Origin of the sequence: Haloplanus litoreus (genome assembly GCF_045690335.1) — an archaeon.
Taxonomy (GTDB): Archaea; Halobacteriota; Halobacteria; order Halobacteriales; family Haloferacaceae; genus Haloplanus; species Haloplanus litoreus.
This window is the reverse complement of sequence record NZ_CP147874.1, coordinates 1585591-1609278: the sequence shown is the minus strand read 5'-3', so window position 1 is coordinate 1609278 and position 23688 is coordinate 1585591. Positions and strand designations below refer to the sequence as shown.

General features: G+C 67.6%; 21 protein-coding genes and 2 tRNA genes. 11 read left to right on the top strand and 12 right to left on the bottom strand.

Features of this window, described 5'->3' with window-relative positions:
* The first annotated feature begins 85 nt into the window (after window positions 1–85).
* The 3 genes from V8686_RS08615 to cruF all read left to right on the top strand — a co-directional run bounded on the left by V8686_RS08615 (window position 86) and on the right by cruF (window position 3298).
* Window positions 86–1585: a phytoene desaturase family protein gene (locus tag V8686_RS08615; RefSeq protein ID WP_379703575.1), complete on the top strand. Its 1500-nt coding sequence runs from the start codon at window positions 86–88 to the stop codon at window positions 1583–1585.
* Complete coding sequence (locus V8686_RS08610; RefSeq protein ID WP_379703574.1) at window positions 1582–2427, top strand: prenyltransferase; 846 nt, start codon at window positions 1582–1584, stop codon at window positions 2425–2427. Before V8686_RS08615 ends, V8686_RS08610 begins: the two co-directional genes overlap by 4 nt.
* Before the next feature lie 67 nt (window positions 2428–2494).
* Window positions 2495–3298, top strand: coding sequence for a bisanhydrobacterioruberin hydratase (gene cruF / locus V8686_RS08605; RefSeq protein ID WP_379706508.1), 804 nt, complete (start codon window positions 2495–2497; stop codon window positions 3296–3298).
* Between the two features lie 6 nt (window positions 3299–3304).
* Here the strand turns inward: cruF and V8686_RS08600 are convergent, their stop codons facing one another.
* The 3 genes from V8686_RS08600 to V8686_RS08590 all read right to left on the bottom strand — a co-directional run bounded on the left by V8686_RS08600 (window position 3305) and on the right by V8686_RS08590 (window position 7799).
* Window positions 3305–4294, bottom strand: a complete 990-nt coding sequence (locus tag V8686_RS08600) for a phytoene/squalene synthase family protein (RefSeq protein ID WP_379703573.1) — start codon at window positions 4292–4294, stop codon at window positions 3305–3307.
* A 129-nt stretch (window positions 4295–4423) separates the two neighbouring features.
* A complete protein-coding gene (locus V8686_RS08595) occupies window positions 4424–4543 on the bottom strand; it encodes an HVO_2523 family zinc finger protein (protein WP_379703572.1) in 120 nt (39 codons plus the stop codon).
* 160 nt (window positions 4544–4703) lie between these two features.
* The gene (locus V8686_RS08590) at window positions 4704–7799 is read right to left on the bottom strand and encodes an adenosylcobalamin-dependent ribonucleoside-diphosphate reductase (protein WP_379703571.1); all 3096 of its coding nucleotides are present in this window, start codon (window positions 7797–7799) and stop codon (window positions 4704–4706) included.
* 504 nt (window positions 7800–8303) lie between these two features.
* Here V8686_RS08590 and V8686_RS08585 point away from each other — a divergent pair.
* Window positions 8304–8501: a hypothetical protein gene (locus tag V8686_RS08585; protein ID WP_379703570.1), complete on the top strand. Its 198-nt coding sequence runs from the start codon at window positions 8304–8306 to the stop codon at window positions 8499–8501.
* On the opposite strand, the gene trpG is transcribed toward V8686_RS08585, so the two are convergent.
* Genes trpG through trpD form a run of 4 tightly spaced genes read right to left on the bottom strand, consistent with a single transcriptional unit; the run spans window position 8498 to window position 12382 of the window.
* The gene (trpG, locus tag V8686_RS08580) at window positions 8498–9133 is read right to left on the bottom strand and encodes an anthranilate synthase component II (protein WP_379703569.1); all 636 of its coding nucleotides are present in this window, start codon (window positions 9131–9133) and stop codon (window positions 8498–8500) included. The two genes, V8686_RS08585 and trpG, sit on opposite strands and share 4 nt — an antisense overlap.
* Entirely contained in the window at window positions 9130–10749 is a 1620-nt protein-coding gene (trpE, locus tag V8686_RS08575; protein WP_379703568.1) for an anthranilate synthase component I, read from the bottom strand. Before trpE ends, trpG begins: the two co-directional genes overlap by 4 nt.
* On the bottom strand, window positions 10746–11387 hold the full coding sequence (locus tag V8686_RS08570) for a phosphoribosylanthranilate isomerase (RefSeq protein WP_379703567.1): 642 nt from the start codon (window positions 11385–11387) through the stop codon (window positions 10746–10748). The genes trpE and V8686_RS08570 overlap by 4 nt, the downstream gene beginning before the upstream one ends.
* Window positions 11387–12382 (bottom strand): anthranilate phosphoribosyltransferase, encoded by a 996-nt coding sequence (trpD, locus tag V8686_RS08565; RefSeq protein WP_379703566.1) that lies wholly within the window; start codon window positions 12380–12382, stop codon window positions 11387–11389. Before trpD ends, V8686_RS08570 begins: the two co-directional genes overlap by 1 nt.
* Before the next feature lie 258 nt (window positions 12383–12640).
* Between trpD and V8686_RS08560 the strand changes: the two genes are divergently transcribed.
* Both V8686_RS08560 and V8686_RS08555 read left to right on the top strand, forming a co-directional pair.
* A tRNA-Val gene (locus V8686_RS08560) sits at window positions 12641–12715 on the top strand.
* A 162-nt stretch (window positions 12716–12877) separates the two neighbouring features.
* Window positions 12878–14023, top strand: coding sequence for a CBS domain-containing protein (locus V8686_RS08555; protein WP_379703565.1), 1146 nt, complete (start codon window positions 12878–12880; stop codon window positions 14021–14023).
* Here V8686_RS08555 and radB read toward each other — a convergent pair.
* Entirely contained in the window at window positions 14018–14767 is a 750-nt protein-coding gene (radB, locus tag V8686_RS08550) for a DNA repair and recombination protein RadB (RefSeq protein ID WP_379703564.1), read from the bottom strand. The genes V8686_RS08555 and radB overlap by 6 nt on opposite strands.
* A gap of 98 nt (window positions 14768–14865) precedes the next feature.
* Here radB and V8686_RS08545 point away from each other — a divergent pair, with 98 nt between their 5' ends.
* Window positions 14866–15600 carry a hypothetical protein gene (locus V8686_RS08545; protein ID WP_379703563.1) on the top strand — a complete coding sequence of 245 codons (735 nt, stop codon included), beginning with the start codon at window positions 14866–14868 and terminating at the stop codon, window positions 15598–15600.
* Here V8686_RS08545 and V8686_RS08540 read toward each other — a convergent pair.
* Entirely contained in the window at window positions 15597–15992 is a 396-nt protein-coding gene (locus V8686_RS08540) for a RidA family protein (protein ID WP_379703562.1), read from the bottom strand. The two genes, V8686_RS08545 and V8686_RS08540, sit on opposite strands and share 4 nt — an antisense overlap.
* 37 nt (window positions 15993–16029) lie before the next feature.
* Entirely contained in the window at window positions 16030–17304 is a 1275-nt protein-coding gene (gene larC, locus V8686_RS08535) for a nickel pincer cofactor biosynthesis protein LarC (protein WP_379703561.1), read from the bottom strand.
* A 186-nt stretch (window positions 17305–17490) separates the two neighbouring features.
* On the opposite strand from larC, the gene V8686_RS08530 reads away from it, so the two are divergent.
* From V8686_RS08530 to V8686_RS08520, 3 genes are all read left to right on the top strand, one after another.
* On the top strand, window positions 17491–19719 hold the full coding sequence (locus tag V8686_RS08530; protein WP_379703560.1) for a CDC48 family AAA ATPase: 2229 nt from the start codon (window positions 17491–17493) through the stop codon (window positions 19717–19719).
* Window positions 19720–19782: 63 nt separating this feature from the next.
* The gene (locus tag V8686_RS08525) at window positions 19783–21462 is read left to right on the top strand and encodes a histidine kinase N-terminal 7TM domain-containing protein (RefSeq protein WP_379703559.1); all 1680 of its coding nucleotides are present in this window, start codon (window positions 19783–19785) and stop codon (window positions 21460–21462) included.
* 109 nt (window positions 21463–21571) lie between these two features.
* Window positions 21572–21717: transfer RNA gene (locus V8686_RS08520), tRNA-OTHER, on the top strand.
* Window positions 21718–21746: 29 nt separating this feature from the next.
* On the opposite strand, the gene V8686_RS08515 is transcribed toward V8686_RS08520, so the two are convergent.
* Complete coding sequence (locus V8686_RS08515) at window positions 21747–21905, bottom strand: DUF7563 family protein (RefSeq protein WP_379703558.1); 159 nt, start codon at window positions 21903–21905, stop codon at window positions 21747–21749.
* 108 nt (window positions 21906–22013) lie between these two features.
* Between V8686_RS08515 and V8686_RS08510 the strand changes: the two genes are divergently transcribed.
* The gene (locus V8686_RS08510) at window positions 22014–22553 is read left to right on the top strand and encodes a CBS domain-containing protein (RefSeq protein WP_379703557.1); all 540 of its coding nucleotides are present in this window, start codon (window positions 22014–22016) and stop codon (window positions 22551–22553) included.
* A gap of 111 nt (window positions 22554–22664) precedes the next feature.
* Here the strand turns inward: V8686_RS08510 and purM are convergent, their stop codons facing one another.
* Window positions 22665–23639, bottom strand: coding sequence for a phosphoribosylformylglycinamidine cyclo-ligase (gene purM / locus V8686_RS08505; RefSeq protein WP_379703556.1), 975 nt, complete (start codon window positions 23637–23639; stop codon window positions 22665–22667).
* Window positions 23640–23688: the final 49 nt, after the last annotated feature.

Below are 23688 nucleotides of genomic sequence, written 5' to 3'. Positions count from 1 at the left end.
GGTTCGACCGTCGGGCTGCGGGCGGGCGATCACCGCGACGCTCGGGGGCGGGCAGTATATACGGATCACGTCCCTACGGGCGGGCATGAACGACAGCTCGCCGGTCGGCGACGCCGACGGTCGGTCGGTGGTCGTCGTCGGCAGCGGATTCGGCGGCCTCTCGACGGCCTGCTACCTCGCCGACGCGGGGGCGGACGTGACCGTCCTGGAGAAAAACGAACAGCTCGGTGGTCGGGCGAGCCGCCTCCACACCGACGGCTTCCGGTTCGACATGGGGCCGTCCTGGTATCTCATGCCCGACGTGTTCGAGGACTTCTTCGCCGACTTCGGGCGAAGGCCGGAGCAGTACTACGGGCTCGAACGCCTCGACCCCCACTATCGCATCTTCTTCAAAGACGGCGACCAGGTGGACCTCCTCCCCGACCTGGACGCCAACCGGGAGCTGTTCGAATCCTACGAACCCGGCGCCGGCGAGGCCCTCGACGACTACCTCGACCAGGCCGAGTACACCTACGACGTCGGGATGGAACATTTCGTCTACGAGGACCGCTCGCGACTCCGGGACTTCGTCGACCCCGACGTGCTCCGCTACGCCCGCGGGCTCTCGCTTCTGGGGACGATGCAGGACCACGTCGAGGACTACTTCGACCACCCGAAACTGCAACAGATCGTCCAGTACTCGCTCGTCTTCCTCGGCGGCGCACCCAACAACACGCCCGCGCTCTACAACCTGATGAGTCACGTCGACTTCAACCTCGGCGTCTACTACCCCGAGGACGGGATGGGCGGCGTCGTCGACGGCATCGTCGCCATGGCCGAGGAACTCGGCGTCGACTTCCGGGTCGACCACCCGGTCGCAGAGATCAGGGGCCGGGAGGGTGGCTTCGCCGTCCGCACCGAGGACGGCCGGGAGTTCTTCCCCGACGAGGTGGTCTCCGACGCGGATTACGCACACACCGAGCAGGAACTCCTCGTCCCCGAGGACCGCCAGTACGACGCCGAGTACTGGGACTCCCGTACCTACGCCCCCTCCGCATTCCTCCTCTATCTCGGCGTCGAGGGCGACGTGGAGCCGCTGGCACACCACACGCTCGTCCTCCCGACTGACTGGGACGACCACTTCGAGACCATCTTCGGCGACCCTGCCTGGCCCGAGGACCCCGCGTACTACCTCTGTGTGCCGAGCGAGACGGACGACACCGTCGCGCCGGAGGGCCACAGCAACCTGTTCGTCCTCGCACCCATCGCTCCGGGCCTCGACGACGGGCCGGAGCGCCGCGAAGCGTTCCGTGACCGCCTCCTCGACGACGTCGCCGAACACACCGGCGTCGACCTCCGGGACCGGATCGTCGTCGAGGAGCACTTCTCCGTCTCCGAGTTCGCCGAGCGGTACAACAGCACGCAGGGAACCGCCCTCGGCCTCGCTCACACGCTCCGCCAGACCTCGTTGCTCCGACCGCCACACGCCTCCCGCGAGGTCGACGGCCTCTACTTCACCGGATCGTTCACCACCCCCGGCATCGGGGTCCCCATGTGTCTCATCAGCGGCCGCCTGACGGCCGAGACGATGGCGAACGCGCGATGATGCCCGGCGACGGCCGCCTCCGCTACCTGCTCAAGACCTCGCGTCCACGGTTCTGGCTCTACCTGGCCGGCCCGGTAGCAGTGGGGGTCGTCTACGCCGCCCGCGACACGAGTGACCTGTTCACCCCGGCGACGCTCGCCCTCTTCGGGTACTTCCTCGTCCCCGCGAACGTCCTGCTCTACGGCGTCAACGACGTGTTCGACGTCGACGTGGACGCGGAGAACCCGAAGAAGGAGGGACGGGAAGTCAGGTACGGTGGCGACCCCGTGGTTCCCGCGGCCGTCGGTCTGTGTGCCCTGCTGGCGCTCGTCCCCGCCGCTCTGACGCCGCCGCTCGCCTGGCCCTGGATCGCCGGCTTCCTCGCGCTCGGCGTCGCGTACAGCGCGCCCCCGCTTCGCCTGAAGACGCGGCCGCCGCTCGACTCCCTCTCGAACGGCCTGTACGTCCTGCCGGGCGCCGCGGCCTACGCGGCCGTCGCGGGCACTCATCCCCCGCTACTGGCCGCGGCCGGTGGCTGGATCTGGTCGATGGCGATGCACACCTTCTCCGCGATTCCCGACATCGATCCGGATCGGGCGGCGGGGATCGAGACGACCGCCACCCGTCTCGGCGAGCGCTGGACCTACGTCTACTGTGGAGCCGGCTGGACGCTCGCCGCCGTCGCGTTCGGCCTCCTCGACGTGCGCCTCGGGCTCTTGCTCGGCATCTATCCGGTCGCCGTCGCCCTCGTCGCCACGTCGTCGATAGGCGTCTCGCGGGCGTACTGGTGGTATCCGGCCGTGAACACCGTCGTCGGTGCCCTGCTCACGATGGGTGGCCTCTGGAGGGTGGTGCATGGGTAGCAAAGACGGGGGCAACGGGTCGGTCCGCACCTCGCCGGGGACGGCGACCCAGCCGGGACGAGCCACGATGCAGGGCCGTCTCGACGACCTGATCCGGGAGAACCGGTTCACCGTCGCCGTCGTGTTTCCGGTCGTCGGCGCCGTCCTCCTCGTCGCGAGCGCCGAGGGACTCCTCCCGCCGCCGCTGGCGTTCGAGCCGTTCATGCTCCTCCTCGGGACGCTCGTCATGCGCTCGCCCCTGCTGGTGGGGATGGCGCCGCTGATCGACCGCCGGGCAGCCCTCGGCGTGACCGCTCTCGCCGGCTACGCCTACGCCATCGAGTTCGTCGGCCTGCGGACGGGGCTCCCCTACGGCGACTTCCACTACGCCATCGACCTCGGGCCGACCGTCGCGGGCGTCCCCCTCGGACTCCCCGTCTTCTTCCTGCCGCTGGTGTGTAACGCCTACCTGCTCTGCCTGCTCTTGCTCGGGGGGCGGGCGCGGGCGGCACAGGTGCGCCTGCCCGCGGTGATCGGGACTGTCGTCGCCATGGACGTCGTCCTCGACCCGGGCGCCGTCGCGCTCGGGTTCTGGGCGTACCCCGGTGGCGGCCCAGTGTACGGCGTCCCGCTGTCGAACTTCGCGGGATGGGTGCTGTCGGCGACGGTGACCGTGCTCGTCCTCGACGCCGTCCTCGACCGGACGGCGCTGCTCGACCGCCTCGAAACCTGCGAGTTCGCCCTCGACGACATGGTGAGTTTCGTCCTGCTCTGGAGCGCGGTCAACGCCTACTTCGGCAACTGGGGCGCGGCGGCCGTCGGCGGCCTGTTCGGCGTCGGCCTACTCGGCACCGACCGATTCGACGTGCCGCTGCCGCTCCGGCGGCCGTAGCAGGAATCAGGTCAGCCGACGGAGCCCCTCGACCGCTCCGCGAAGGAGTCGCCGGGCGACGCCACGGTTCGGGCCGCGGTCCGGGTCACCCGGTGTGTCGGAGACGGCACTCACCCGCCGGAACACGGTTTCGGGATCGGAGTTCCACGCCCAGTACCAGCGCGTCCGGGCGACGAGCGCCAGTTTGCGGAGCGTGCCGATGCTCGGCGTCGCCGAGAGCACGTCGTAGTCGCGCTCGCGGATCAGGCGGTGGTGGTCGGCGTACAGCACCGCGGCGACGAGTACCGAGAACTGACAGTCTTCGGGGAGACACTCGATGCCGGCGACGCCCTCGCGGTAGAGCGCCTCCGTGCGCTGGAGTTCGCGCTCCATCGCGCGTCGGAAGTCGTCGCTCATCTCGAAGTTCCGGAGGTCGGTCTCCGAGACGCCGTGTTCGTCGAGCGTCTCCTGGGGTAGGTAGATCCGGTCGCGTTCGACGATATCCTCGCGCACGTCACGCAGGAAATTCGAGAGCTGGAACGCCTCGCCGAGCGCCGTCGCGTGAGGGAGCGCCCGCTCCGGATGCTCGGGGTCCATCACCGCCGTCATCATCCGTCCGACGGCGGCCGCGGAGCCGTCCATGTACGCCCGCAGTTCTTCGAACGTCTCGTATCGGTCCTCGGTCACGTCGGTCAACATCGCGTCGACGAACGTGTTCACGTCGCCATCGCTGATGTCGTGACGCTCGCGAAGGTCGGCGAACGCGGCGAGGACGGGGTCTTCCGTCGGTTCCTCGCCGAGTGCCGACGCGCGCAACCGCTCCAGTTCGGCGCGCTGTTCCGCGGGCGGAACGCCCTCGGCGTCGTCGACCACCTCGTCGGCCACGCGGAAGAAGGCATAGAGGACGTAGGTGGCTTCGCGCACGCGTTCGGGGAGGAGTCGCGTCGCCAAGTGGAACGTCTTGCCGGTTCGGCGCTGGATGGCCTTCCCGCGGGCGACGCCATCGTCGTTCACCATGGAGACACCCCGGTCGGCGCTGGTACGGCCGGATCGCCACGGTGGGGCGGCGCCGAGACGTGGCGCCGTCGGTCTGTCGGTCCGTCGGACCACGGGTCGACAGCCCGGGCGGATTCACGAATCGTCATGTCACCAGAAGGTATCGCTGCAGTCGTAGACGACCCCGTGATTCGGACAGACGTACTTACAGTGACGACGGTGCATCGCCGTCTCACAGCGAGGGCAGGGTCGCCCACCTGACGCGGACATGTCACCATTTCAGAGCCACATCGACATGACTGTTCCGCCGCCGCCGATCCGCGTGTCCGATTCGGAACGTGAAGTCGCTGCCGGCGTCCGTTTCGAAACCGCGAGAATCGAAACCCGCGATCGGTTGACGGCGTACCGAGCGGTGCGCCGATCCGTCAGTTCAACACTCCGACCAGCCACAGGACTCGCAGGTCTTGCAGCCTTCGGAGTAGTAGAGGCTCATCGCGCCACACTCCGGACACTCGGGACTCTCGCCCGCGGCGAGGAGGTCCGCGGTGTCGTCGTCGGTTGCCGCCGTCGCACCGCCGTCGGCCTCGGGACCGCTGTCCATCGCCTTCGCTTCCGCCTTCTCCAGTTCCGTCAGGTTCTGCTGTTTGGGGTACGGCTTGTCGATTTCGCCGTCGAGGTAGCGCCGCATCGCCGTGCCGATGGCGTCGGGGATGGAGTTGATCTGTTCACCCTTGTCCCAGGCGACTTTCGGCGACCGGATGCCCTGTAGTTCGGAGGCGATTTCGCGCGGGTCGACGCCCGAACGGAGGGCCGTCGAGATGGTCTTCGCCAGCGCCTCGGTGAAGGAGGCGGTGAAGCCACCCGAGTTGCCGATGTTGGCGAACAGTTCGAACGGCCGTCCGTCCTCGTCCTCGTTGATGTTGACGTAGAGCTTCCCGTAGCCGGTGTCGATGCGCTGTGTGATGCCGTGGAGGACGTCCGGGCGCGGGCGTTTGGTTCCGAGTTCTCGTTCGCCGTCGGCGACGGCGAGTAGTTCCGATAGCTGTGTGTCGAGGGCGGCCTGCACGTCCTCGTTGTCGAGGAAGCCCTCGATACCGCCGAAGACCTCCTCGATCTGGTCGACCAGCGCGGCCGCGGCCTCGCTCTCGTCGGCGAACTCCGTGTTCTTCGCGCGGGTGGTCAACACCTGCTTCGAGCGCGTGCCGTCGCGGTAGACGGTGACGCCCTTGCCGCCGTGGTCGTAGATGTAGCGGTACACCTCGTCCATGTCCTCGATGGTGGCGGAGTTGGGGAAGTTACAGGTCTTCGAGATGGCGGAGTCGACGCCCTGCTGACACGCACACTGGACCGCGGCGTGTTCCTTCCCGGCCAGGTCGCCGGTGACGACGAACAGTTCGCCGATGGCGTCCGGCACCGTCTCCAGGCCTTCGACGCCGTCGAACGCGTTGTCGGCCATCTGCTCTTGGGCCTCCCGCTTGACCGCGTCGATGTCGATGTCGTTCGCCTCCAGCGTTCGCAGGAAGTAGTCGTCGAACTCGACGAGCATTTCGTCGCCCTGCACGTCGTCGGAGACGTTCTTGTAGTAGGCGACGTTGTAAATCGGCTCACAGCCGCCGGTGGTGTTGCCGACCATCGACGTCGTACCGGTCGGTGCGATGGTCGTCGTGTTGTGGTTGCGAATCGGGAAGCCGTCGTCCCACTCGTCGGCGTCCAGTCCCGTGTGGTGCTCGAACCACTCGCGGTACCGAGTGGGGTCGGCGTACTTCGAGTCGTCCCAGTCCTGGAAGGCCCCCCGCTCCTGTGCGAGTTCGTGGGACGTCCACTTCGACTCGTGATTGATGTGGGTCATCAACTGCCGGGCCACTTCGTTGCCCGTGTCGCTCCCGTAGCGGATGCCGAGCTGGACGTACAGCTGAGCGAGTCCCATGACGCCCAGTCCGATCTTTCGCATCTCCCGGACCTTCTGCTCGATTTTGTCGACCGGGAAGTCGGACATCGTAACGACGTTCTCGAGGAAGCGGGTGCCGTAGGCGATGCGGTGGTCGAAGGCCTCCCAGTCCATCGCCTCGTCGAGGAACGCCTCGACGGCCGCGGCCTCGGAGTCGTACTCGTCTTCGTGGTCGTCGGCCCAGACCCGCCAGTCCGGCGCGTCGAGGTCGGCGAGCGTCGAGAGATTGATGTGGCCGAGGTTGCAGGCCTCGTACTCCTCGAGTGGCTGTTCGCCACAGGGATTGGTCGCGAGGATGCGGTGGTCCGGATGTTCCTCCACGTCGAAGGAGTGCTGCTTGTTCACCCGCTCCAGATAGATGACGCCGGGTTCGCCGTTCTCGTGGGCGCCCTCGACGATGTCCTCCCAGATGACTTCGGCGGGCATCGAGAGCTCCTCACCGACCTCGACGTACTCGCCCAAGCCGAACATCTCGTAGAGTTCCTTCGTCTCCGGGGTGGCGATGTGGGGCTCTTCCGTGCGCGGGTTGGTGAAGGTGAACTCCTCGCCGGCCTCGAGTGCCTCCATGAAGTCGTCGGTGACGCCGACCGAGATGTTGAAATTCGAGAGGTGTCCCTCGACGGCGTTCCGCAGGTGTTTCGGCACCTTCCCCTCGTCGTCGATGAGTTCGCGCGCCTCGTCCAGGGCGTCGGCGAAGGACGTATGCGTGAAGTCGTCGGGGTCGTTGAGGCGGAGCGTGTGCGCCAGCGAGACGTCCTTGTTCTTCGCGTGGATGAACTGGATGACGTCCGGGTGGGAGACACGCATGACGCCCATCTGGGCGCCGCGGCGGGCGCCACCCTGGGCGATGGTCTCGCACATCTGATCGAAGGTGCGCATGAAGGTGATCGGTCCCGACGCGATACCGCCCGTCGAGCCGACGGCGTCACCGTAGGGTCGGAGTCGCCAGAAGGCATAGCCCATACCGCCGCCGGACTGGAACACTTGGGCGGCCTCCTTCGCTGTCTGGTGGATGTCGTCGATGTCGTCCTCGGGCGAGTCGACGAAACAGGCCGAGAGCTGCTGGAGTTCGTCCCCGGCGTTCATCAGCGTCGGCGAGTTGGGCATGAAAGAGAGGTCGCCCATCAGCCGTTCGAACTCCTCGCGGGTCTCCTCGACGACCGACCGAATCCCCTCGGGGAGGTCCGGCACGACCGTCTCGTAAGCGAACTTGTTGACGTTGTACTCGGAGAGGATCGTCTCGGCGTCGGACGCGGCGGTCGTCCCCTTTCCGAACACCTCGGCGGCGAGTTCGTCCCGCCGCGGGTGATCCGGTTTCAACTGGTCGGGCGTGACCGTGATCTCCGTGTCCTGCTTGCGTGCCTCGAACACCGCCTCCGCGAGAGCGATGTTCTTCGCGACGCGCGGGAAGAGGTCCTCCGGGTCCTCGATCAGGTCCCCCTCGGCGTCCTTCCGGAGGTAGCGCGCGGGTAGAATGTTGTGGTAGGCGTTGGCGGTGAGTCGCTCCTCGAGCGTGTCTCCGTCGGTTCGTTTGATCGGCAACTCAACTTCGTCGGTGTCGATGTCGGACGTACTCATGTATCGGTCGTCGTGGTGGTCGCGGCGCGGTTCCCCCCACCCCGTACGGACGTCGGGCGTGGTCCGGTAGCTGGTTCGAGTTGGCTCATCTATGACGGTTGCTGTAAGTGGAATCGGGGGTGTAAAGGCGTTGGTTCGATGTTCGTGACCGCCAAACTATCCGATTCCTGTCTACTTCACGTTATCGGGTGCGCCGGATGGGCGCCCGCACGGGTCGAACATCACTTCGCGACGTATATAACGATGTGTAGACCAGAGCGGAAGTGAAATTCGTCGTGTACAATCGGCAGACTGCAGCGGGAAATCCAGTCGAACGAAAGGGGGGTCGGCGGCGTGATCTATTCCAACTGCGTGACAACCTCGTGTCACGGTAGGGACCCGCTCGCGGTCCGTCGGGGGCGCGACGGGGAGAATCTACTCTCTGTATTCTGATACATCTAATCGGCGGACGGTAGTACGTCCCCGCCCACAGACTTATGCGTCCGCTGTGAGTCCGTGTCGGATATGTCGCTCACGTCTCAGGTGGTGCTCCAGTTCGGTGACGCCCTCGGCGGTCCGCTCGGACAGCTCCTCGTCACCATCGTCGTTATCGGCGTCGTCGTACTGGTCGGTCGCGTCGTTCTGAAGATCGCCTGGCGGCTGGTGACCATCGCCGCCCTCGTGGTCGGCCTCGTCCTGCTGGCGTCGCTCTTTCTGTTCTAGGCCGTCGCGTCCGGCGTGCGAGCCGCCCGCAGGAAGTTGTCGATGACGTCGTGCCCGGCGGCGGTCAGCACGCTCTCGGGGTGAAACTGCACGCACTCGATGGGGTAGTCGCGGTGGCGAACGCCCATGACGAGTTCGTGGTCCACGCCCTCGGCGTCGGTGTGGATCGTCGTCGCCGAGACGTCGAAACAGTCGGGGACGCTCGTGGCCACGAGCGAGTGGTAGCGGCCGGCTCGGAACCCCTGGTCGAGCCCCGCGAAGACGCCCTCGCCGTCGTGGTCGACGGGGGACGCCTTGCCGTGGATCGGTTCCGGAGCGTGGCCCACCGTGCCGCCGTAGGCGAAGACGGCGGCTTCGAGGCCGAGACAGACCCCCAGGGTCGGCACCTCACGGCTCACCTCCCGGAGGACGGCGTTGGTCACGCCGACGTCCCGGTCGTTCTTCGGGTGGCCCGGCCCCGGACTGACGACGATGGCGTCGGGGTCGACTGCCCGGACCGCCTCCATCGTCGCGGTGTTTTTCAGCACCTCGACCGTGATCGGCTCACCCGTCAGCGGGTCGGGGTGGTCGGAGATGTACTCGACCAGATTGTAGGTGAACGAGTCGAAGTTGTCGACGACGAGCACCCTCATCGGGTGACCCCCGGAGCGGTCGTCTCGATGCGTTCGAGGGCGTCGAGGACCCCGCCCATCTTCTGTTCGGTCTCCTCGTACTCGCTCGCCGGGTCGCTGTCGGCGACGATGCCCGCACCCGCCTGGACCGTGATGTGATCCTCCTCGCGGCGTTCGACCGTCGCCGTCCGGATGACGATGGCGAACTCGGCGTCGCCGGACCACGAGTAGTAGCCGACGCCGCCGCCGTAGACGCCGCGAGCGTCGCGTTCCAAGTCGTCGATGATCTCCATCGCCCGCACCTTGGGTGCGCCGGTGAGCGTCCCCGCGGGGAACGTCGCCCGCGTGGCGTCGAAGGCGTCGAACGGGGGTGATCGTTCGCCGCCCGCGCCCGGGTCCTCGCCCGTCGCGAGCGTGCCCGTCACCGTCGACTCGATGTGCTGGACGTGCGAGTACTTCAGCACGTTCATGAACTCCTCGACCCGAACCGAACCCGGCTCCGAGACCCGGCGCACGTCGTTACGCGCCAGGTCGACCAGCATCGTGTGTTCGGCCCGCTCCTTCCCGTCGGCGAGCATCTCGCCGGCGAGGCGTCGGTCCTCGACGGGTCCCGACCCGCGGGGACAGGTGCCCGCGATGGGGTTCGAGACGACGCGCTGGCCGCGCACCGACACCAGCGTCTCGGGGCTGGCACCGACGATGGAACGGTCGCCGTGCCGAAGGAGGTACATGTACGGCGAGGGGTTGACCGCCCGGAGCGACTCGTACAGGCCGAGCGGGTCGACCTCGCCGGTGAGTTCGCGCTTCCGCGAGATCACGCCCTGGTAGATGTCGCCGTCGAGGACGTGTTCTTTCGCCCGGCGCACCGCCGCCTCGTACTCCTCGCGCGGGCCGGCGGTTTCGCCCGTCTCGACGAACCCGCCGGGCTCCGGGGGGTCGGCGCCCGCGAGCGTCCGCTCTACGTCCGCCGCCTCGTCGACGAGGGCGTCGTAGACGGCGCCGGGGTCGGCGTCCGGATCGACCACCGGCGTGAAGACGAGTTGGACCGTCTCCTCGGCGTGGTCGAAGGCGAGCGTCCGCGTCGTCAGGACGAACTCCGCGTCTGGGACGACGGGGTCCGGGCGCTCGACGCCCACTTCGTCGAGCCAGAGGTCGTAGACGGCGTCGTAGGCGAGGAAGCCGACCAGCCCGCCGTCGAGGTGCTGGCGGTCGATTGCCGGAAAGCCAACCCGATCCAGATCGGGCAGGGCCGTCCGGAGGGCGTCGAGGACGTCCGCGTCGTCGGCCTCGATCCCCGCCGTCTCGGCGATCAGTTCGGCCGCCTGGCCGCCGAGCGATTCGACCGTCACGTCGGACCCGGTGACCGAGACGACGGCGTCGGGGTCGTATCCGACGAAGGAGTAGCGGGCGTGGCGGTCCGTCCCCTCACCGGAGGTGAAGGCACCCTCGGGATCGCTCGAAGGCGTCTTCTCCGCACTCTCCAGCAAGAACCCGTAGTCGCTGCGGTCGTCGAGGGCGGCGTAGGCCGACAGGGGCGTCGTCTCGGCGTCGAGGGTGACGGCGAGGCGAGCGACGACGGGGTCCTCGCGGTCGGCGAGCGAGTCGACGAAGGCCGCCCGGTCGTCGTCCGGCGTCATACTGGCACCTCCACGTCGGCGTTGCGGACGAACGCCCGGACCGCCTCGTGGTCCTTCCGCCCGCCCGTGCGCTCGACGCCGCTCGACACGTCGACGGCGTAGGGGACGGCGGTCCCGGCCGCCTCGGCGACGTTCTCGGGCGTCAGGCCACCCGCGAGGACGACGGGCGTCGAGAGGTCCGCGACCAGGTCGCCGGCGGCGTCCCAGTCGTGAGTCTCGCCCGTTCCCCCCGCGCCCGACTCGCCGGTCGAGTCGACCAGGACGGCGTCGGCGACGCCGTCGTACTCGTGGGCACGGTCGGTGTCGGCCGCGTCGACGGCCGTGATCACGGCCGTCCGGGCCTCCCGGCGAACGTACCGCACGTCCTCGGCGTCGAAGTCGCCGTGCAGTTGGATCGCGTCGGGCGTGAGCGCGCCGGCGAGTTCGACCGCCCTGGCCGGCGACTCCGGCATCGACACCACCACCGTCGAGAGAAAGGGCGGGGCGGCGGCGATCAGGTCGGCCGCTCGGTCGGGGTCGACCTCGCGAGGCGTGTCGACCGACACCTCGGTGACGATACCAACCGCGTCGGCACCCGCGTCCGAAACGGCCCGCAGATCCGCCTCCGTCGTCACGCCACAGATCTTCGCCCGGACCATCAGACACCCCGCAAGTCGTCGAGTTTGGCCGCTGCGGCGCCGGAGTCGATGGCCTCGCGGGCCGCGTCGACGCCGTCCGGCAAGTCGTCGGCGATGCCGGCGACGTAGAGGGCCGCGCCCGCGTTTGCGAGGATGAGGTCGCGTTTCGCCCCCGCCACCTCCCCCTCGACGATGTCGCGGAGGTCGGCCGCGTTCGCGTCCGGACCGCCGCCGGCGACGGCTTCGATGGGTGCCTCCTCCAGCCCCAGATCGGCCGGCGACAGGGTGTACTCCGTCACCTCGTCGCCGTCGACTTCGGCGACGGTCGTGACGTCGTGGATCGTGATTTCGTCCATCCCGGAGCCGTGGACCACCATCGCGCGGTCGACGTCCATCTGTGCGAGCGCGCGGGCGAGGATCGGTACGAGTTCCGGGTCGTAGACGCCGACCACCTGTGCATCGGCGCCGGCGGGATTCGTCAGCGGCCCCAGGACGTTGAACACCGTCCGCATCCCGAGTTCCTTCCGCGGGCCGATGACGGCCTTCATCGCCGGGTGGAAGACCGGCGCGAGCATGAACCCGATGCCGTCGCGTTCGATGGCGTCCTCAACCGCCGATGGTTCGGCCTCGACGTTTACGCCCGCCACCTCCAGTACGTCCGCGCTCCCGGACGACGAGGAGACGGAGTAGTTGCCGTGCTTGGCGACGGCGGCGCCCGCACCTGCCGCGACGATGGCGCTCGTCGTCGAGACGTTGATCGTGTCGTAGTCGTCGCCGCCGGTTCCGCAAGTGTCGACCAGCGGCGTCCGATCGGGGGCGATAGTCCGGGCCGCATCGCGCATCCCCTGTGCGAAGCCCGCAATCTCCGTCTCCGTCTCGCCTTTCGCCCGGAGCGCCGCGAGCAACGCCCCGATCTGGGCCTCGGTCGCTCCCTCGAAGACGGCTCGGGCCGCCTCCCGGGCCGCCTCCCGTGTCAGATCCTCGCCCTCGGTCACACGTTCGATATAGTCCTGCATGGATGAACACCAGTGTATTAGTTCGGGTTACAATGAACAAATCTATACATCTTCTTAACCCTTTCGTCCGACGGCCCGCCGTCGGGGTCGGCCCCACACTCGTCCCAGCTTCGACCGCCTGGCGTCGAACGGGCGGACGCATCGCCGCGCGGATCCGGAGGTATAGTTCCCTCGAAATCGCCGCGCCGGGCGGCGTTCCGAAAGGTTCAATTACTGGCCGCCGGTACGTGAAGATGCGTTCGAAAGCACGTCACGACCGGGTTGGTGGTCTAGTCTGGTTATGACACCTCCTTGACATGGAGGAGGCCGGCAGTTCAAATCTGCCCCAACCCATTTTTTCAAGGCCCCATCACTCCCTTGGGCGATCCACACAAGGGGGGTGGTCACGCGCGACTACCGACCTCGGCACAGATGTCACCGTGAGTGACAGCATCGACCACCGCGGCGCAGGCTGAAGAAACAACTTTGAAGCCACCGGGTGATTCACCTGTAGCTATGGATATTGCCGATATTGCGATCCCCGAGTACATCGAAGTCGACGCGGACGAACGGTTAGGGAAGGTCCGCTCGATCTTCGAACGCGAGAACCCGAAGGGTCTCATCGTCACTCGGGACGGCGAGTACGCCGGTGTGATCGGTGAACGCGACCTGATCCGCTCCCGGATCGAGGACGACACCAAGGCGAGCGTGCTGATGAAGTCCGCCCCGCAGGTCGACCGCACGGAGGACGTCCGCGAGGTTGCGCGTGTTCTCGTCGAGGGCGGCACCAGGATCGCACCGGTCTACGAGGGCGAGAACCTGTGGGGAATCGTCACGGCCGACGCCATCCTCGAAGCGGTCCTCGACAGCCTCGACGCGCTGACCGTCGAACAGATCCAGACGGACGACGTGATCACCATCGGCGAGAAGTCCCACATCGGCCAGGCGATCAACCACCTGCGCGAACACGGCATCTCTCGACTTCCCGTCGTCGACGACACGGACGCCCTCGTCGGCGTGCTGACGACTCACGATATCGTCGATTTCGTCGTCCGCGATGCCGACCGCCAGGGTCGGGGCGACCGGCGGGGCGACCTAGACCGGATGCTCGACCTGCCCGTCTACGATCTCATGACCAGTCCCGTCCTGACGACGACGGCCGACGAAACCGTCGAGAGCGCCGCGCGGACGATGCTCGACAACGACATCTCCGGGCTGGTCGTCACGCCGAGCGAGGACGACGACGGCACCGTTGCCGGTGTCCTCACGAAGACCGACGTGCTCCGCGCGCTCACGTTCACCGAGGAAGGACAGATGGACGTCCAGATCACCAACGTCGCCCTGCTGGACACCATCGCCCGCGAGGAGATCGTTCAGGGCATCACCGACGTTGCGGACAAGTACCAGGAGATGCAGGTCCATCACGCGCACGTGCGCTTCCACGAGCACAAGGAGAAACTCCGCGGGACGCCCCTGATCCAGTGCCAGATCCGCCTGCGGACCAACCGCGGGCAGGTCGCCGGCTCCGGCGAGGGCTACGGCGCCGACCACGCCTTCCACGTTGCCGCCGACACGCTAGAGCGCAACGTCCTCGAACTGAAGGGGGTCATCGCCGACGAACAGTACCGCGGTCAGCTGCTCCGAAAGCTCGGCGAACTATAGGCTCTCGTCGCTCGCGGCCAGTCCTTCGCCGGTGATACGGAACGTGACCGTCTCGCCGGCGGGTTTCGACCGATGTTTCTCCAGCGTCGCTCGTCGGTTCCCCCCTCGGAACCGATCCAGCCGGACGACCGTTCCCGTCCAGTGGTTGAGCGTGTGGCCGCCGAGCGCTCGCGTCCGGTCGGCGTCCGGATCGGTGAACACCTGATTCGTGACGACGACGGCGAGGTCGTGTTTCCGCGCGAGCGAGAGGAGATGTGTCACCTGCCGCCCAACCTGCCGTAGCGTCTCACCCTCGTCGCCGCCGTGGCGTTCGAGCCGGTAGAATCCCGTGGCGCTGTCGAGGACGATCAGCTCCGCCCGTGCCGCGAAGTCGGCGGCGTCGCGGACGGCCTCCTCCTGCTCGGCGAAGTCGTGCGCCTCGGTGACCACGATTCGGGACGTGACCGCCTCCAGGTCCCCGTCGCCGTCGCCGTCGCCATCCGCCGACCGCTCGTCCGGGTGGCCGCGTTCGCCGCCGTCGACGGCGGCCGCCGCGAGCTGCCGGAACCGGTCGACAGAGAGGCCCTCGGTGTCGACGTACACCGCGGTGCCACCGCTCGCGGCGACCTGTACCGCCGCCGAGAGCGCGAGGTTCGTCTTGCCGGCGGCCGGCGGACCGTACACCTGAGTCACGGTCCCGCGCTCGAATCCGCCGCCCAGCAGGTCGTCGAGCGGGGGACAGCCGGTTGACACTGGCTCGGACACAGTCTCACTCGGTCGCTCCGGGTCATAAACCCTCGACACCGACGTCCCGTCCCGCCGCCCGCGACACGTTTTACCCCCGTGGCGCCGAACGTCGGGGTGTGATCGTCGTCGCTACCGCGGACTTCGAACTGTACCACGAGGTCGTCGACCGCCTCCGGGAACGCGACGTGGCGTTCACGACGGTCGAACCCGGCGTTGCCCTCCCGGAGGAGACGTCGGTCGTCGTCACGGCACCGGACGACGGCCTGGCGGGCGACGTCGACGACGTCGACCACGTCACGGCGGCGGCCGACGAGGCCAGACGCGCCGTCGACGAGGCGCTCGCGATCCTCCGTGGTGGCGAGGGGCGCACCGTCGTCGGCGTCGATCCCGGCACTCGCCCCGGTATCGCCGTTCTCGCCGGCGAGACGGTCGTCGCCGCCTTTCACGTCCCCCTCGGCGACGCCGTCGACGCCATCCGACAGGAAGTAGCGGACGCGGTCGATCCGCTCGTCCGGATCGGCGACGGGTCCCGATTACAGGGTGCCCGCCTCGTCAACGACCTCGACGGCGTAACCGTCGAACTGGTCGACGAGACGGGGACGACGCCCTACCTCGGCACCGGCGCGCGGGGGATGGGAGACGTCCTCGCCGCGGTCAACATCGCCCGCCTGAAGGGCGAGCGGATCGACTCCCGAGAGATCGATCCGACGGCCGGCGAACTCCAGCGGATCAAGGATCGCTCGCGTCGCATCTCGGCCGACGACCGAACCATCGACGACCGACTCGCCCGGCGCGTCGCCGCCGGCGACCTCACCGTCGAGGAAGCCCTCGACGAACACCGCGGGGGCTAGTCGTCCGTCGGACGCTTCGCCGTCGCCTCCACCTCGACGACTAGGTCCGGATGGATCAGTCGCTCGACCTGTACCATCGACGTCGCCGGCCGGACCGCACCGAACGCCTCGGCGTGAGCGCGACCGACCGCCTCCCAGTCGCCGATGTCGGTCACGAACAGGCGGGTCCGCACCACGTCGGAAATCGAGGCGTCGAGCCGGGAGAGCGCCGCGGCGACGTTTTCGATGGCGCGTTCGGTCTGCGCGTAGGGCTCACCCGGGGCGACGACGCTCCCGTCGGCGTCCGTCGCCGTCGTCCCGGAGACGTGAATCGTGTCACCCGCGCGAACGGCCCGCGAGTAGCCCACCGCCGACTCCCATTCGGTGCCAGAGGAGACGCGTTCTCGCTCCATGCCGAGGGCTCGTCGCGAGGGATCGAAACGGTGTCGCCTACTCCCGGGCCACACGCTCGGCCCGCCACAACACCTCGCGAACCGACAGGTCGGTCGCCCGGGCGACGGCGAGAGCGTCGTCGTACTCCGCGCTCACGTCGTAGACGCGTCCGTCGGCGTCGCTCGCGACTTTCACCCCCACCGCGTAGTCCTCGCCGTCGACGTCGAGGGTGACCGTCTCCATCGCACGGTCCGCGATCCAGCGGTGTCCGGCGCTGCCCTCACGGACGCCGAGCGTCCCCGTCTCCTCGGCGAGTCGCCGGGCGACGCGCTCGGCGTCCGTCGGGTCGACGACGACCTTGACGAGGTGGCCCGGCCGCGACTTCTTCATCGTCGTCGGAACGACCGACACGTCGAGGGCGCCCGCGTCGCCGAGCGTCTCGTGTAAACTCCCGAGCACCTCCGGCGTGGCGTCGTCGAGGGTGGTTTCCAGCACCGAGATAGACTCGCTGCGCAGGCCGCCCCCTCCGTCGCCCACGATCGCTCGGAGGACGTTCGGGTGATCGGGGAAGTCCGCGTCGCCGGCGCCGTAGCCGGTGGCGTCGACGTCGAGAGTCGGGAGTCGGTCGACGCCCTCGGCGAGTTCGGCGAGGATGGCCGCGCCCGTCGGCGTGAGGAGTTCGCGTTCGACGGGACCGCCACGGATCGACCAGTCGGCGTCGGTGAGGAGTTCGGTCACCGCGGGAGCCGGCACCGGATAGGTGCCGTGACTCATCGAGACGGTGCCCCCGCCGACCGCGACGGGCGCCGTCACGATCCGCTCGACTCCGAGATCATCGAGGAGAAGACACGTACCGACCACGTCCGCGACGGCGTCGTCGGCACCCACCTCGTGAAAGTGGGTCTCGTCGAGGTCGGTGCCGTGGACCGCCGCCTCCGCCTCGCCGAGACGACGGAAGACCGCGAGGGCGTCACGTTCGACCGGGGGACGGAGATCCATCCCCTCGACGAGAGCGACGACCTCCGGGTAGGTGCGGAGGGGACCGGCGCCCTCGGCGTGACTGTGGTCGTGGTCGTGACTGTGGTCGTGGTCGTGACTGTGGTCGTGGTCGTGACTGTGGTCGTGGGCCGCCTCGTCACCGTCGCCGTCGACGATCACGTCGACGGACGTCGCGTCGATGCCGGCCTTCGTCGTGGGTTCGACCAGGTAGCGAACGTCGAGTGCGGCCTCGACGGGGTCGAGGGCGGTCGGATCGGCGCCGGCGGCGATCAGGGCGCCGAGGAGCATATCGCCGCTCGCTCCCAGACGGCCGTCGAACGCGAGCGTGTGCATACTCCGTCGCTCGCACTCGACGGGCAAACGGCTTGCGACCGTCCCCGGATCGGCAAGGGTTTGTACCGCCGCACACGTATGCTACATCATGACACAGTTTGCCGCGAACCCGGGCCCCGGGGTTCAGGGTAACAACAAACTTATCCCCCGCCACCGCTCAAACACCACCATCCTCGCGGGTACATCATGAACGAAGTGCAACTCGAAGTGGCGAAAGCGTACCCGAACGATTCGGGACGCGGTATCGCCCGACTGGACCCCGACACGCTGCTCCACCTGAAACTGTCGCCAGGTGACATCATCGAAATCGAGGGGGCCGACACGACCGCTGCGAAGGTGTGGCGCGCAGACCGACAGGACTGGAACACCGATACCGTTCGGATCGACGGGTTCACGCGGCAGAACGCCGACGTAGGCATCGGTGAGCGCGTCACCATCCGCAAGGCGGAGGCGACGAAGGCCGAGAAACTCGTCCTCGCACCGCCGGAGGAGGCGAGCGTGCAGTTCGGCTCCGACGCGGCGGGGATGGTCAAGCGACAGATCCTGAAGCGGCCGGTGGTCGAACGCGACATCGTGCCCGTCATGAGCAGCACGAACCACCCGTTCATGCGCTCGCCCGGGCAGGCCATCCCGCTGATCGCCGTCGAAACCGACCCGGACGGCGTCTGTCTGGTCACCGAGGACACGGAGGTCGAACTCCGCGAGGAACCGATCTCCGGGTTCGAGAAGACCGGCGGCGGCATCACGTACGAAGACATCGGCGGCCTGCAAAACGAGATCCAGCGGGTCCGGGAGATGGTCGAACTCCCGATGAAGCACCCGCAGATCTTCAAGAAACTGGGGATCGAACCCCCGCAGGGCGTCCTCCTCCACGGCCCGCCGGGGACGGGGAAGACCCTCCTCGCGAAGGCCGTCGCCAACGAGACGTCCGCGAGTTTCTTCTCCATCGCGGGCCCCGAGATCATCTCCAAATACTACGGCGAGTCCGAACAGCAGTTACGCGAGATCTTCGAGGACGCCAAAGACGAGTCGCCGTCGATCATCTTCATCGACGAACTCGACTCCATCGCGCCCAAGCGTGAGGACGTGACCGGCGAGGTCGAACGTCGTGTCGTTGCCCAGTTGCTGACGATGATGGACGGCCTGGAGACCCGCGGCCAGGTCATCGTCATCGCGGCGACGAACCGCGTCGACAGCGTCGACCCCGCCCTGCGGCGGCCAGGGCGGTTCGACCGCGAAATCGAGATCGGCGTCCCCGACGAGGAAGGCCGGAAGGAAATCCTCCAGATCCACACCCGCGGGATGCCGCTGTCGGACGACGTGAGCCTCGATCACCTCGCCGACGAGACCCACGGCTTCGTCGGGGCCGACATCGAGAGCCTCACCAAGGAGGCCGCGATGAAAGCGCTCCGGCGCTACCTCCCCGAAATCGACCTCGACGAGGAGGACATCCCGCCGAGCCTGATCGACCGGATGATCGTCAAGCGCGACGACTTCGGCGGCGCGCTGGGCGAGGTGGAACCCTCCGCCATGCGGGAGGTGCTGGTGGAACTCCCGAAGATCACGTGGGACGACGTGGGCGGCCTCGACGACCCCAAACAGAAGGTCAAGGAGGCCGTCGAGTGGCCGCTGTCCTCGCCACAGAAGTTCGACCGCATGGGGATCGAGCCACCGAAGGGCGTCCTCCTGTACGGCCCGCCGGGGACGGGGAAGACGCTGATGGCGAAGGCCGTCGCCAACGAGACCAACGCCAACTTCATCAGCGTGCGCGGCCCGCAACTGCTCTCGAAGTGGGTCGGCGAGTCCGAAAAGGCGATCCGGCAGACCTTCCGGAAGGCCCGACAGGTGGCCCCGACGGTCATCTTCTTCGACGAACTCGACTCGCTCGCCCCCTCGCGGGGCAACGAGGTCGGGAACAACGTCTCCGAGCGCGTCGTCAACCAGCTCCTGACCGAACTCGACGGGCTGGAGGAGATGGGTAACGTGATGGTCATCGGCGCGACCAACCGACCGGACATGATCGATCCCGCGCTCCTCCGCTCGGGGCGGTTCGACCGCCTCGTCTTCATCGGCGAGCCCGAACAGGAAGGCCGCGAGCAGATCCTGAAGATCCACACGCAGAACTCGCCGCTGGCGCCGGACGTGAGCCTGCGCGAGATCGCGGAGATCACCGACGGCTACGTCGGCTCCGATCTGGAGAGCATCGCCCGCGAGGCGGCGATGGTTGCGCTCCGCGAGGACGACGACGCCGAGGAAGTGGAGATGCGCCACTTCAGGGAGGCGATGGAGAACGTCCGGCCAACCATCACCGACGACATCATGGACTACTACGAGCGCATCGAGGAGCAGTTCAAGGGCGGCGGCGGCGAGAGCTTCGCCGAACGCGGGAGCGGCGGCCGGATCGGTTTCCAGTAGCTGTCCACCAGCCGTCACCTCCGCCAAAGCGCTTTTGTATCGGATTCACGCTACCGTCAGAGAGTGGTCTGGGATCCGTCGCTGTACACGGTCGTCGGTATCGCCGCCGCCGGCCTGTTTTTCGTCATCGCTGTCGCGGCGTGGGAACACCGGACCGAACCCGGCGCGAAGGCGTTTCTCGGCCTCATCACGGCGCTCGGCGGCTGGGCACTCGTCTACGGTGTTCAGCTCGGGTTTACCACGCTCGACGCCCAACTCGCCTGGCAGCGCCTCGCCCTCGCCGTCGGTGGGCCGGTGCCGACGCTGTGGTTCCTCTTCGCGGTGCAGTACGCGAACCGCGACGCGTGGCTCACCCGACCCGTCCGAGCGCTCATGGTCATCGATCCGGTCGTCTTCGGTCTGCTGACCCTCACGAATCCCTCACACGGGCTCGTCTGGCACGAGGCGACGCTGGTCTCTTACGGGGCGCTCGAGGCACTGGATCTGGCCTTCGGTCCGGGCTACCTCTTCCACATCGCCTACGCGTACATCGTAACGCCGGTAGGGTTCGGCCTTCTCTTCGTCGCGACGCTGCGGTCGACGCTGTACCGGACGCAAGCGGGACTGCTGGTCGTCGGGGCGGTGCCGCCGCTGGTGGCGAACGCGGCCTTCTCGCTGGGATTGAACTGGCACCCACTCCCGGCGGTAGATTTCACGCCGTTTGCGTTCCTCATCACCGGCCCCTGTTTCGGCCTGGCGCTGTTCCGATTCGACCTACTCGAACGCGTGCCAGTCGCCCGAAAGCGAATCATCGCCGAAACCGACGATGGGTTCGTCGTCCTCGACGAGGAGGAACGGATCGTCATGTACAATCCGACCGCGGCGAAGATTCTCGAGGATCCGGCCGAGGGAGAGCCGATTCGGAACCACCTCCCGCGGACGGACGGCGGGGAAGAACTCGAGACGGTCAACGGCGCCACGCTGACGACGGTGATCGACCGACAGCAACGCGTCTACGACGTCAGCCGGTCGACGCTATCAGACCACCACGACAGGGTCGTGGGCTACGTCATCCGTTATCGCAACGTGACGGATCGACACCGGTACGAGCAGCGGCTGAAAGTCGCCAACCGGGTGTTGCGCCACAACCTGCGCAACCGGATGAACATCATCACGGGGTGGGCGGATCGCCTGGCGGAGAGCGACGACGAGGAGGTGGCGGCCGCCGGGGAGCGGATCACCACCACGGGAGAGAGCCTGGTCGAACTCGGAGAACAGGTCCGACTACTGGTCGAGACGGCGGATTACGTCGGCGAGACGACCGAAACGGTCGTCCTGAACGATCACCTGGCGCCGCTCGTCGAGCGGGTGCGAACGGCGCACCCGAACGCCGTCGTCGAATCCGAACTACCGCCGAGGACGACGGTAACCGTCCCGAACGCGAAACTGCTCACCATCGCCGTCCAGAACCTGCTGGAAAACGCCATTCAGCACAACGACGCCGAACAGCCGTGGGTACGCGTGACCGTCGAGACGGACAGCGGTGACGACGAGTACACACGCATCCACGTCGCCGACAACGGACCGGGGATTCCGGAGACGGAACGCGAAGTACTGCGCAAGGGGATCGAAACCCCCCTCGAGCACGGGAGCGGACTGGGTCTCTGGCTGATTCACTGGACAGTCACGGCCGCCGGCGGCGAGGTTGTCTTCAGCGGGGACGAATCGTCGGGAAGCGTCGTGAGCCTCGTTCTGCCGCCTTGACGCTGAGCGGACGGACGCCGACACTGCGACCCGACGCATTCCGGGGCGAGACGGAGATTCGGTACCCCGGTCGGTGCGTATTAGTGACTCGTCGGCGTAGTTTCGAGGTGGAAGGGTGGCTCAGTGGTAGAGCGCACGCCGTCGGTCGTGCCCCGCCGACGCCCACCGCGGGCGAACGGCGACGGGCACCGACGGGGTTGTCGACCGATTCCGGTCGGCGCATGGCTTCGCGTGGTTCGATTCCCGCCCCTTCCACTCGCGGCAGGGAAGCGACGGCGACGAAGTCAGGAGTTGCGGGGGGAGCGAGCGTCGCGGACGTCGGCACCGTCGCGGACCATGTCTTCACAGCGGGGACAGACGCGCGGGTCCTCGACACCGTTCGGCGTAAACACCCGGGCGTAATCTCGTGTGACGAACTCACCACAATTCTGGCACTCGGGCATACCGGAAGAAGTCTCGTCAGATTTCACATAAGTCTTGGGGGCCGACCGGCTCGGCCGCACGGCACGCCGGTCGAAAGTAATTTTAATAACCGATAGTTATCTGGCTCCATGGACCTACCGACGCCGCAGGATCTGCGGGAACGGCGGACGTCCTTGGATCTGACACAGAGCGCGCTCGCGGAGATGGCGGACGTCTCCCAGCCGTTGATCGCCCGAATCGAGGGTGGTGACGTGGACCCACGACTGTCGACGCTCAGACGCATCGTCGCCGCCCTCGACGAGGCGGAGGGGGGCGTCGTTCGCGCGGAAGATCTGATGAACGAGACGCTGGTGAGCGTCGCTCCGGACGACTCCGTCGCCGACGCCGAACGCCGGATGGAAGAGGCGGCCTTCTCGCAGTTACCGGTGTTACAAAACGGTCTGCCCGTCGGATCGATCAGCTTCAGCGATATCCGCCACGAGGGCGAGAACGTCGGGCAGAAGGCCGTCGCGGAGATCATGAGCGAGCAGTTTCCGACCGTCTCGCGGGAGGACTCGGTCGACAAGATCAGCAACCTGCTCGACTACTACAAAGCAGTCATCGTGACCGAGAGCGGGGAGGCGGTCGGCATCATCACCGAAGCCGACATCGCCGCCGAACTGTCCTAGAATTTTTCACGGGGTGGACGGCCACCCCACTGCGTGTCCTGACCGCTCGCCCGGGACCGGTCCGCCGTCGCGTGTCGACCCCGTCCCGGATCCGCAGCCGGCACCTGCTCGCTACAGCTCCAGTCCTCGGATGGAGATGCCTTGCCCCTCGTCGACGCGGCCGATCACCCGACCGTCGACCGCCGTCGCCAGCGATTCGGCGTCCGCCGGATCGAGCGCCGCGACGAAGCCCGTACCCATGTTGAACGTGCGGTGCATCTCCTCGTCGGAGACGTTCCCGGCCTCCTGAACGAAGTCGAACACCGGTTGCGGGTCGAACGGATCGTCGACGACGTAGCGCGCGTCACCGAGACGGTCGAGGTTCGTCCATCCGCCGCCCGTGACGTGGGCCGCGGCGTTGACGCCGTGGGCCCGCATCGGGTCGAGGAGGTCCGTGTAGATTCGGGTCGGTTCGAGCAGAGCGTCGCCGAGGCGGTCGTAGTCGCCGAACGGACAGGGGTCGGTGTACTCGCCCCGACGCGTGACGGCCGACCGGGCCAACGTGAGGCCGTTCGAGTGGATCCCCGACGAGGGCACGCCGACGAGGGCGTCGCCCACCTCGGCGCTCCCCGGGAAGATGGCCTCTTTTGCCGCGAGCCCGGCACAAGTTCCGGCGAGGTCCAGCCCCGAGACGACTTCCGGCATCACCGCCGTCTCGCCGCCGATCAGTTCGATGTCGGCGCGTTCGGCACCGTCGGCGAGGCCCGCGCCGATCTGTTCGGCGAAGCGTTCGTCGGGTTCGTCGACCGCGAGGTAGTCGACGAAGGCGACCGGGCGGACGCCCGCGGCGACGAGGTCGTTCGCGTTCATCGCGATGCAGTCGATGCCGACGGTGGAGTAGTCGCCGAGTGCCTCGGCGACGAGGAGTTTCGTCCCGACGCCGTCGGTCGCCAGCCCCAGATACCGGTCGCCGATGTCGAGGAGCCCCGCGTAGTCGCCCTCGCTCTCGCCGACGGCACCGACGAGGGCGGCCGTGGCCGCCTCGCTCTCGGCGATGTCGACGCCGGTAGCAGCGTACGTGAGTTCCTCCTCGTCGTCGTCGCTCATGCGCGACACGCCGTGGGCCGACGGCAAAAACACACCGTTTGCGACGGCC

Bases quoted from the DNA above. Each gene is read 5' to 3' on its own strand.
- V8686_RS08530 (WP_379703560.1), top strand. From the start codon at position 17,491: ATGAACGAAGTGCAACTCGAAGTGGCGAAAGCGTACCCGAACGATTCG.
- V8686_RS08585 (WP_379703570.1), top strand. From the start codon at position 8,304: ATGTCGCTCACGTCTCAGGTGGTGCTCCAGTTCGGTGACGCCCTCGGC.
- V8686_RS08615 (WP_379703575.1), top strand. From the start codon at position 86: ATGAACGACAGCTCGCCGGTCGGCGACGCCGACGGTCGGTCGGTGGTC.
- cruF (WP_379706508.1), top strand. From the start codon at position 2,495: ATGCAGGGCCGTCTCGACGACCTGATCCGGGAGAACCGGTTCACCGTC.
- V8686_RS08510 (WP_379703557.1), top strand. From the start codon at position 22,014: ATGGACCTACCGACGCCGCAGGATCTGCGGGAACGGCGGACGTCCTTG.
- trpG (WP_379703569.1), bottom strand. From the start codon at position 9,133: ATGAGGGTGCTCGTCGTCGACAACTTCGACTCGTTCACCTACAATCTG.
- trpD (WP_379703566.1), bottom strand. From the start codon at position 12,382: ATGCAGGACTATATCGAACGTGTGACCGAGGGCGAGGATCTGACACGG.
- trpE (WP_379703568.1), bottom strand. From the start codon at position 10,749: ATGACGCCGGACGACGACCGGGCGGCCTTCGTCGACTCGCTCGCCGAC.
- larC (WP_379703561.1), bottom strand. From the start codon at position 17,304: ATGCACACGCTCGCGTTCGACGGCCGTCTGGGAGCGAGCGGCGATATG.
- V8686_RS08590 (WP_379703571.1), bottom strand. From the start codon at position 7,799: ATGAGTACGTCCGACATCGACACCGACGAAGTTGAGTTGCCGATCAAA.
- V8686_RS08600 (WP_379703573.1), bottom strand. From the start codon at position 4,294: ATGGTGAACGACGATGGCGTCGCCCGCGGGAAGGCCATCCAGCGCCGA.
- V8686_RS08555 (WP_379703565.1), top strand. From the start codon at position 12,878: ATGGATATTGCCGATATTGCGATCCCCGAGTACATCGAAGTCGACGCG.
- purM (WP_379703556.1), bottom strand. From the start codon at position 23,639: ATGAGCGACGACGACGAGGAGGAACTCACGTACGCTGCTACCGGCGTC.
- V8686_RS08570 (WP_379703567.1), bottom strand. From the start codon at position 11,387: ATGGTCCGGGCGAAGATCTGTGGCGTGACGACGGAGGCGGATCTGCGG.
- V8686_RS08595 (WP_379703572.1), bottom strand. From the start codon at position 4,543: ATGTCCGCGTCAGGTGGGCGACCCTGCCCTCGCTGTGAGACGGCGATG.
- V8686_RS08515 (WP_379703558.1), bottom strand. From the start codon at position 21,905: ATGCCCGAGTGCCAGAATTGTGGTGAGTTCGTCACACGAGATTACGCC.
- V8686_RS08610 (WP_379703574.1), top strand. From the start codon at position 1,582: ATGATGCCCGGCGACGGCCGCCTCCGCTACCTGCTCAAGACCTCGCGT.
- V8686_RS08540 (WP_379703562.1), bottom strand. From the start codon at position 15,992: ATGGAGCGAGAACGCGTCTCCTCTGGCACCGAATGGGAGTCGGCGGTG.